The sequence below is a fragment of the Moorena sp. SIO3B2 genome (genome assembly GCF_010692525.1).
GTDB lineage: Bacteria > Cyanobacteriota > Cyanobacteriia > Cyanobacteriales > Coleofasciculaceae > Moorena > Moorena producens.
In genome coordinates this window covers 1-8,393 of the sequence record NZ_JAAHHE010000269.1, presented here as the reverse complement: position 1 = coordinate 8,393, position 8,393 = coordinate 1, and the positions used below count along the sequence as shown (strand labels likewise).

9 protein-coding genes and 1 pseudogene are annotated in these 8,393 nt (G+C 45.6%); 4 read left to right on the top strand and 6 right to left on the bottom strand.

All coding sequences use genetic code 11. The features are described 5' to 3' along the window. The first annotated feature begins 236 nt into the window (after positions 1–236). Positions 237–689: a helix-turn-helix domain-containing protein gene (locus F6K38_RS30685; RefSeq protein WP_287358837.1), complete on the top strand. Its 453-nt coding sequence runs from the start codon at positions 237–239 to the stop codon at positions 687–689. A 91-nt stretch (positions 690–780) separates the two neighbouring features. On the opposite strand, the gene F6K38_RS30680 is transcribed toward F6K38_RS30685, so the two are convergent. Together F6K38_RS30680 and F6K38_RS30675 are read right to left on the bottom strand one after the other, a co-directional pair. Then, on the bottom strand, positions 781–1,905 hold the full coding sequence (locus F6K38_RS30680) for an AEC family transporter (RefSeq protein ID WP_287255299.1): 1,125 nt from the start codon (positions 1,903–1,905) through the stop codon (positions 781–783). A gap of 5 nt (positions 1,906–1,910) precedes the next feature. Further along, the gene (locus F6K38_RS30675) at positions 1,911–2,846 is read right to left on the bottom strand and encodes an iron-containing redox enzyme family protein (protein WP_287358834.1); all 936 of its coding nucleotides are present in this window, start codon (positions 2,844–2,846) and stop codon (positions 1,911–1,913) included. A 1,007-nt stretch (positions 2,847–3,853) separates the two neighbouring features. Here F6K38_RS30675 and F6K38_RS30670 point away from each other — a divergent pair. Then, positions 3,854–4,099 (top strand): hypothetical protein, encoded by a 246-nt coding sequence (locus tag F6K38_RS30670; RefSeq protein WP_165691849.1) that lies wholly within the window; start codon positions 3,854–3,856, stop codon positions 4,097–4,099. Between the two features lie 283 nt (positions 4,100–4,382). Next, positions 4,383–4,742, top strand: a complete 360-nt coding sequence (locus F6K38_RS30665; RefSeq protein WP_131827102.1) for a hypothetical protein — start codon at positions 4,383–4,385, stop codon at positions 4,740–4,742. A gap of 183 nt (positions 4,743–4,925) precedes the next feature. On the opposite strand, the gene F6K38_RS30660 is transcribed toward F6K38_RS30665, so the two are convergent. After that, positions 4,926–5,144, bottom strand: a complete 219-nt coding sequence (locus tag F6K38_RS30660; RefSeq protein WP_202799282.1) for a hypothetical protein — start codon at positions 5,142–5,144, stop codon at positions 4,926–4,928. Between the two features lie 211 nt (positions 5,145–5,355). Between F6K38_RS30660 and F6K38_RS30655 the strand changes: the two are divergent. Continuing rightward, a pseudogene (locus F6K38_RS30655) lies at positions 5,356–6,262 on the top strand (IS630 family transposase). 773 nt (positions 6,263–7,035) lie between these two features. Here F6K38_RS30655 and F6K38_RS30650 read toward each other — a convergent pair. The 3 genes from F6K38_RS30650 to F6K38_RS30640 form a co-directional block, all read right to left on the bottom strand. Further along, positions 7,036–7,275, bottom strand: coding sequence for a hypothetical protein (locus F6K38_RS30650; protein ID WP_008190671.1), 240 nt, complete (start codon positions 7,273–7,275; stop codon positions 7,036–7,038). 221 nt (positions 7,276–7,496) lie between these two features. Further along, entirely contained in the window at positions 7,497–7,622 is a 126-nt protein-coding gene (locus tag F6K38_RS30645) for a hypothetical protein (protein ID WP_287358830.1), read from the bottom strand. A 371-nt stretch (positions 7,623–7,993) separates the two neighbouring features. Then, a partial coding sequence (locus tag F6K38_RS30640) for an SPOR domain-containing protein (RefSeq protein ID WP_287358828.1) occupies positions 7,994–8,393 on the bottom strand: 400 nt, incomplete at its 5' end.

Below are 8,393 nucleotides of genomic sequence, written 5' to 3'. Positions count from 1 at the left end.
TGATAGCTGATAGCTGATAGCTGATAGCTGATAGCTGATAGCTGATAGCTGATAGCTGATAGCTGATAGCTGATAGCTGATAGCTGATAGCTGATAGCTGATAGCTGATAGCTGATAGCTGATAGCTTACCTCAAAAGGTGTTTGTAAATAAATATTAACAATAATTGACAAACACCCATAGAGCTAACTTTTGTCATTATAATAGTGTTATCGGAAGAGTAAAGTAAAACCACTCATGAACAAGTCCGTTTGTACTACTGAAGCCGCTTCTCTGTTAGGAATTTCTTCTCGACGCTTGCGCCAACTCCTTAATGATGGTCGCGTCCGGGGTGCTTATAAAAGTGGTAAATTCTGGATTATTCCTCTGTTCAACAATCTGCCCCAAATCATTGAGAAGAAGCGTGGACCAAAGGGCAAATGGCGTACTACTCGTCCTCCTGCTCTGGCCAAAATCAATGTCAATCGCAATCGCATTGGCAGCAACAATCACAAAACTCCCGAAGAGCGTCAGCCAGTTATTTCAGTAAAACGAAGCGGTGACAATCTATACGGCAATCAAGTCGAAATCCTCGGTCCTTGTCGGATTGTCTATCAGCCCGATAAGCCACTGGGTTGTGGCGCTCGTCTGTGGATCGAAACCTTCAGTGATATTCACTTCATTGGTGGCAGTTTTCCGGCCACTGCCTAATGCTCACAACCAAAATTGAATCATAGCCTTTCTCGCAGTTATGAGGTACAGTCTTCTGTGACGTTGATTCTGTGCTTGATGCAACCCATCGCTATTCGCGATTCTCTCTTCCCGATTCTCTCTTCCCGATTCCCGATTCCCGATTCCCGATTCCCGATTCCCGATTGATTCCCTTTGCTATACTGAACAGGATCAAAAGTATACTTCCGACTAATCCGAGATGGGATGGAGAGATAAAAAACTCGCTATTAGAAAAAATAATTAAATTCACAGCAATCGATATCGGAATAGAAGTGGTCAGTAATCCTAGAGCAAATTCCGTATCAAATGTTGGGTGAGTACGCCGATGTTGCTCTTGGTCGAGCATATTAATCTGGGAAGCATACAACAACGGCCACAAACTGCATCCGCTTTGGGGTAAAACTACAGCTAGTAAAGTTTCTGCTAATGTATCTGGTTTAAACAAAATCAGTACTGCTGCACTAAACCAGAAGCCTACTGCTGAGCGGACGAGTAAAATTAGTAAAATTTTCCGTAATTGTAAGGTTTTCGGCTTCAGAGAAATCCCTACAAAAAACAGAATCATGGGAGTAGTGCAAGCCGCTAACCGTTGCAGGGCCTGCAACACTATTTCTGGGATAAGTGTTTTACCTAGATTTAATGCTCCTATGGACAAACCCAGTAACAACGCTAAATTTGCTGGTTCTTGGATCAGTGTCAATCCAATCCTTTTAAATTTGCTGAAATTGATGTGGAAATTATCAACACTGCGTTGGTGTAGATACATGGCTAAACCATAAAGACCGATTAGCACAAAACATTTATTCCCTACATCCATCAACCCGGCTAGAGCTAGTCCTTGCTCACCTAAAAATTCCTGAGTAAACGGATAAACTGTTAAGCCAGGAGCTAAAGAGGCAAACATCAATATCAACGAGCGGGCTTTAGCTTTTTCTTTGCTAGGAATCACCAAACCTGTCAATAACCATCCAATTCCTAACAAGAAGACATTGATAGCAAGTCCGAAAGCCGGTAGAGAGAGTAAGCCTTGACTTATATCAATTTTGATCGTGGATAGGAATAGAGCAGCAGGCAGTAAGGCATTGATAATTAAGGTTTTAATGGCACCAACTGCTACAGGTTTTTGAAATTTCCCTTTCAGCGCATAACCAATAGCAATGAAAAGCACCAGGGGGATGACTTTATCAATAGCCAAAGTCCTCAACTTTTACTGGATTTAACAGTGTCTTGACGCAGCAGTACCAATTCTCGATCCAAATCATCGTAAAATCCCTGACGAGCTCTTACTGCCATGGCCACGCCCTGCCATACTTGCCAAAGGGTTTGGGGAGAATTAGCGGTCTGCTCAATCACATCTAAGATTTCCTCAGCATGGTCTATATCACAGTCGCAGTGAACGGCAAAGAATTCTTGTCCTTTTGTGGAAATACCCAGTTTTTTCAGACCTGCTAAAATCAGTTGGTTTTCATAGGGTAGGATAGATTCCGTGAAAGCCAGTATCCCCAATCCAAAGGCAGCGGGGTATTGGAAGCAAGCAGTTGTGTAGATTTGCAGGTAGCGTTGGGTTCCTGGTAATAATTCTTGTGATGACTTTGGTAGAGGTATGGACTGACCTGGTGCGATCGCTGATAATTCTTCAAATAACTGCTGCCACATTTGAGGATGGGGTTTGCTATGGCCAGGTTTCCCCGATAATCCGTGTTCTTCATAGAGATTCTTTAATAAAGGGATTCGGGTTTGGGGTGTAGGTAACTTAGAAGCAACAGCAGTGAGCCAATTGGGAAAACACCAACTAATCAGATAACGCTGCTTGAGCCAAGTTTCTAGGTTACGACTTACGCCAGTTTCCCTGATTAAACAGGATAATCGGGGATGATCAGCAACTAAGACTCCTAATTTTTGATCAGTAGTGGGTAAATCCTCTAGGTGAGTGTGCCTTAACGGTGGATTTTGGAAGCTCAGCAACCAGGGATGCTGGAGTAGAGCATGATTTCGGGCATAATGGGGAATTTGCTGGGGAGAACCCAGAGTTTGGATGGTAGCGATGGAAACGGTGTTGGCTGATTCGGCTTGGGTGGCTCTATCTAACTCCTGCGAGACCTGTAGAGTCCGCATATATTCTAGAAAGTCTTGCATGGCCTAATTTCACTAGTAGTAATAGTGTTTTTACTGTTTTCTACAATGAAAGCTTAGTCCCAACAGGAAGAAGTTACAGAAGTCAGAAGTCTGAAGTCAGAAGTCTGAAGTCATACTCTGGCGATTACTTAGGGCTTCCACACTTATACAGCAAGCCCGAATTATGATTTCATGGCTGTTAAGTCAGATCAACGGTTTTACTATACCGATTAAGCACTGATAAATAGGGCTTGGTGATTCTGGCTATGGTTTCGCCCCCCACCCGGCCTGTCTTCAAACTTGGAGATCCCCCTAAATCCCCCTTAAAAAAGGGGGACTTTGAGATGCCTCCCACCTGATTAAGGACTGTGAGAATGGCTCCCCCCTTCCGCGCGGGGGGCTGGGGGGGATCATCATCTGGCGCTAACCTTTGGTAAACACGCCTAAATCCTTAAAAAAGGGGGACTGTGAGAATGGCTCCCCCCTTCCGCGCGGGGGGCTGGGGGGGATCATCATCTGGCGGAAAACATGGGATACCCCCTAAATCCTTAAAAAAGGGGGACTGTGAGAATGGCTCCCCCCTTCCGCGCGGGGGGCTGGGGGGGATCATCATCTGGCGGAAAACATGGGATACCCCCTAAATCCTTAAAAAAGGGGGACTGTGAGAATGGCTCCCCCCTTATTAAGGGAGATCCCCCTAAATCCCCCTTAAAAAAGGGGGACAATGAGTTAGGCTCCCCCCTTCCGCGCGGGGGGCTGGGGGGGATCATCATCTGGCGGAAAACTTTGAAAACATGCCCTCCCTTGGGGGACCAACGGAGGCTTGACCAAAACCAGATGTCCGCGCATTCATTCCTTGATTCAGCAACGCCGTTTGCTTTGTCCTTCTATTGGTTCCCGTTTTTGCTACGTACCTAGTCAATTTCTCTGACGCACTTACGCACAATTGCTTACCAAAGCCTAGCAAACGCTATAAATAGTAGGGGCACATGTCATGTGCCCCTACAGGTGGATTAACTGTGTAAGTGATGTGTCGCAGCAAAACGGAGAGCTATTACGCGAGTATCAATCATTCTTTTTTGATGGACATTGTGGGGAAATATGTCTGTGATGATGCGGTATTGTGTTTGTTATGGGGTTATTTGCGTCGCTATGTGTCGGATGGGGGTAACTATCTAGATCTAACTGAGGGCATCTCCAAAGGATGCCCTATTTGTCCCCTAATTGGGGCGTTATTCCTGAAACCTTTGGACGTAAGCGTAACATATATTTGAAAGCACGCCTTAAAGAGGGGATTAATTGGCTGTAAGTCAAGACATGCTTGGGTTTTAAGGTGAGGTGGCGTCCGGTGACACGAACCCAAGATGGATGGGCGCACTGCCATCGAAAATGACCTAAAATTTTATGAATCCCTGGCAGTAGACCCCGGCATCGCTCATGTTTGTACTAGCCGTGCGCCGGGGAACTGACCCTTGCGATCGCCGACGCAGTTACCCTAACCCGTCCTAATCACATTAGTGAGACCTTCCCTAGCTTGAATCGATCCTCAAAAGAAAAATGACTCCCTCACATCAACTCTTTACACCTTCCGACCTCCGGCTCAAACAGCCTCTTCCAATGGCGAATAATCCTGTCTGGAGCTGCCTCAACTCTCTGAGTCCTAGTTCTCAAGGCAACGTTCGTTCGATGCTCATTACTATCGCCTCCATCCTCACTCAAGGCCAGTGCGATTTAGAACACCAGCTATTAGTGGTATCTATCTTGAGAATGCTGGCTCCCTCTGCCTGTTGTCAATTCCCCCCTTCGGCTACCCCATCTAGGTTTGAAGACTTCCGGGGAGAACTTTTGTCAGTCAACCAGGTGTTTTACCTATCATTTCTTGTGAGAGAACTTCCACTTAATACCAAAGATACCTAAACTAAGAGAAATTTCAGTTGAATCCAACTTCATTCCAAACTTAGTTTCTTTTGTTCTTAGTTCTGGTTTAGATTCCCTTGTTCTTAGTTCTGGTTTAGATTCCCTCATTTCATCGTACCACTTCCTCTCAAGCAGAATATCCAGTGTATCTCTAAAATGCATAAGACTCAAAAATTGTAATGTTTACTTGGCACACACCCTTGCTTCAAATACCGCAAACTTCCTTTGAAGCTCCTCGACCTTCAACTCTACCCCGGCCACCCTTTGACTCAAAGGCACATCGGCTGTTGCGCCTAAATACTGCGCCAGTGCAGCGGTCAACACCTCAGACTTAGTAACATCAACTTTAGTTATGTAGTCTGAAAACTTTTCATGAAGGCATGGAGGGATTCTAGCTCCCACAAATATGCTAGCCATGCGGTCAAATAGTAAAACGCTTTATGTTTAAATCTTATCGATTGTTTTCATCTTTGTAAATTTAAATTTCATCTTCGTGAGGATGGGTTTCCCGAACTTGGCTCCAAAAACACCTACGCCTACAAATTATAGCAGTCGCCATCATAGTTAGGACATAGAATAGAAAAGCCCTTCCACTTATCGTCCGATTTCTGTCATGCCCAAACCTTACAGCTACGACCTGCGCCAAAAAGTAATTCAGGCGATCGAACTCAATGGCATGAAGCGCTCTCGTAGCCAGTGAGTATTTTAACATTAGCCGCAACACCATTAATTTGTGGTTACGGCGTAAAGCAACAGACGGGGGACAAACGAACCAAAGTCAGGGAGCACCGAGGCTTGAATAACAAGATCACTGACTCGGAGAAGTTTCGAGCCAATGCCGAAACCCATGGTGACAAAACCCAGGTGGAGATGGCTGAGTTATGGGATGGAGAGATCAGCGATTCGGGCTTTGCCCGACGCTTCGCGAACGCACAATATCACGTGCCTTGAAGAAAATTGGGTTTACGCGAAAAAAAAGACTTACGGCTACCGTGAAAGAGATGAACAATTACGCCAAGCCTTTGTTGAACAGCTAGCCACCCAAAAGATATGAACAGATTGTTTATGCCGATGAGTCAGGTATGGATCATCGAGACGATTATGGCTATGGTTACAGTCCTAAAGGAGAGCGCTTTCATGACCTGAAGTCCGGTCGCAGAAAAGGTCGAGTCAACATGATTGCTGCACTTTGTGGCCAACAGTTGTTAGCACCTTTCACTATTGAATGCTATTGTAATCGAGAGGTATTTGAAACTTGGGAACGAAACGTGCTTGATTCCCACCTTGAGACCAGGGCAGAAACTGGTGATTGACAATGCCACCTTTGATAAAGGTGGACGTATTGAGCAACTGGTTCGGGCTGCAGGTTGTCAGGTGTGGTACAAACCCACCCTATTCACCAGACTTGAACCGGATTGAAAAATGCTGGTCATGGCTAAAAAGCCGCACCTCGCTTGCAACTAGAGCATTTTGAAACACTGCGAGAGGCTATGGAGCACGTCCTCACTTTAGCGTCCTAACCAACCTGGCTGTTGCTATATAAAATCCTATTTCCTTTAACTCCTTATCAAAGTCTCGCCACCGCTGCCATCAAGGAGATGAATCGGGAGATTGAGATGGTTAGTCGCGGAAATCTTCGATTAATTCCAAAAGTGCGGAAATTCCCTTATTCTTTTCTACCGGGAGTTACCCCCACGGGGTAACTCCCGTTCGATCGTCTGATCACACCTTAGACTACTTCTTTTCTCTGGCTCGGTGTTAATGTTTCCTTGATTTTGTCTAAAGTAAAATTAAGAATCAAACCCCAAATTATTCTCAGCATTAAATCCCTGCTCATTTAACTCTTCTATCATCCGCTCTAGCATTTCTCTCGCCGCTTTATACTTGATATAATTCCTACCACCAGCTTTATGCCCCCAAGCTAAACGAATAGGGGTGCATCTCACTTTTGCAAAAATACGACCATTGAAGGCTAAAAAACTTCTACAGTTCCCTCAGTGATAGATTTACAACTTTGAGATGCACCCACGAATAGTTTCCTGGATGCCCAGATTTCGGTATAATACCAAATCCGGTTGTCAAAACCCCTTGATAAAAATCGACCAAATCTTTTTATGCCAGTTTATGCCAGAAATCTAGGTCTATGCAGATAAGGGGGGTATGGGAACAGGATTTGGTATAACATCACCCTCAGCAGGAAGAGTCTTCCGTTGCGATCGAGGGTATCAAATAGCGGCTCATCCGGGGGGTTATCCAGCAAAGCCTCAAACCGGGCGAAATCGTCTTCCGCTCCCTACCCATAGGTCTTCCGGCTGTCTTCCGCTTCCGGGTCAGAGTCTTCCGGATTGCCATCCGAGTCTTCCGCACCCCCACCACCGGAAGAGTTGCTGAATTGTCCAAAAATGTCGTTGAAGCTGTCATTCTTTGCAGAGTTGCTGACAGAAATATAATTACCTGTAGGCTGCCAATTCTCAGGACGCGGGTACTCAGCTAGGGTATCATTTACCGTAACGGGACGATATTGATTATGCAACCATTGGAAGTCTGGCTCAGTGATTACCCCATTTTTTAACAGCCCCTTAGCATGGTCAACTGCCTTCTTTCCAAGTCGAATAATAGTGAGGTTATCTCAGCAGTCTCTAATGCCCTCAAACCCCTGCATCCTGACTTGCTTTCCAAAGGGCATGAAGAATCAATCTCATGCTTGTTTCTCATGCATCCTATATGATCGGCTTGGTGTAGGTGAATAGCCCCTTAAATCAACCTTTGGTATCCTGTCTCGCCTTCGATTTTTTCTGCGATCGCACGCAATTCATCCACGCATCTAACCAAATGGGGCAGCTCCTCAACCTCATCCAAATTTTTACACCGCTCGATCATGGTTGCGAGCTGGGACTGAAATTAATCCTCAATCGCCTCAAAATCACTTCCGATCCCCACCCACCACTGGCATTCCCTGCCATTGGTCGCCCTTGCGCTTCGTATAAATCACTTTCAGGTCTTATCCAAGCCCAATCCAGTCAGCCACCCATGCGCCGAGCCAAGTCTTTCCAGCACCCGTCTCGCTCAGAATGAGAAGATGGGGGTGCTTGTCTGGGTTGCGAAGCTCGTTCCAGTCGAATCTCGCCGGTGCTGATTCGTCAGCAAACTAGAGTTGTAGGTTCCCTAGTCCCGACCCATACTAAATCAACCCATCGAGGGTAACCGGTTAACCTTGGCCAAAAGGCCACACTGCGCGTTCAACAAAAAGATTAAGGTCTATAGATCGAAGCAGACATTCCTTGTTGACGTAGTTGGTTAGCAAAAGCATTGGCCTTGGCTTCATTTTTGAATGCTCCCATCTGAATGCGAGTACCTTGTGGGAATCGACCCAAAAAAGCACCAGGTACAATTTTCCTGGCTTTTGCTAAACCACTAGCACTGCCGTCGTTGAGTATCACGTAATATTTGATTTTAGTAGATTGAGACGGTGGTGTTGCAGTAGTTTTCTGACCGGTAACCACTGGCTGTTTAGGCAATGGGGCGGCAATAGAAACCGGTCTTGGAGCAGGCTGTGAATTGTTTTGAATTCTCTGGTTTGCTCTAGAGCCAATTTGATTCTGTACCGCCAGTTGCTTTCTTTTTGCTTCTAATGCGGCTTGTTGCTGCCGA

Bases quoted from the DNA above. Each gene is read 5' to 3' on its own strand.
- F6K38_RS30685 (WP_287358837.1), top strand. From the start codon at position 237: ATGAACAAGTCCGTTTGTACTACTGAAGCCGCTTCTCTGTTAGGAATT.
- F6K38_RS30675 (WP_287358834.1), bottom strand. From the start codon at position 2,846: ATGCAAGACTTTCTAGAATATATGCGGACTCTACAGGTCTCGCAGGAG.
- F6K38_RS30670 (WP_165691849.1), top strand. From the start codon at position 3,854: ATGTGTCGCAGCAAAACGGAGAGCTATTACGCGAGTATCAATCATTCT.
- F6K38_RS30665 (WP_131827102.1), top strand. From the start codon at position 4,383: ATGACTCCCTCACATCAACTCTTTACACCTTCCGACCTCCGGCTCAAA.
- F6K38_RS30645 (WP_287358830.1), bottom strand. From the start codon at position 7,622: ATGATCGAGCGGTGTAAAAATTTGGATGAGGTTGAGGAGCTGCCCCAT.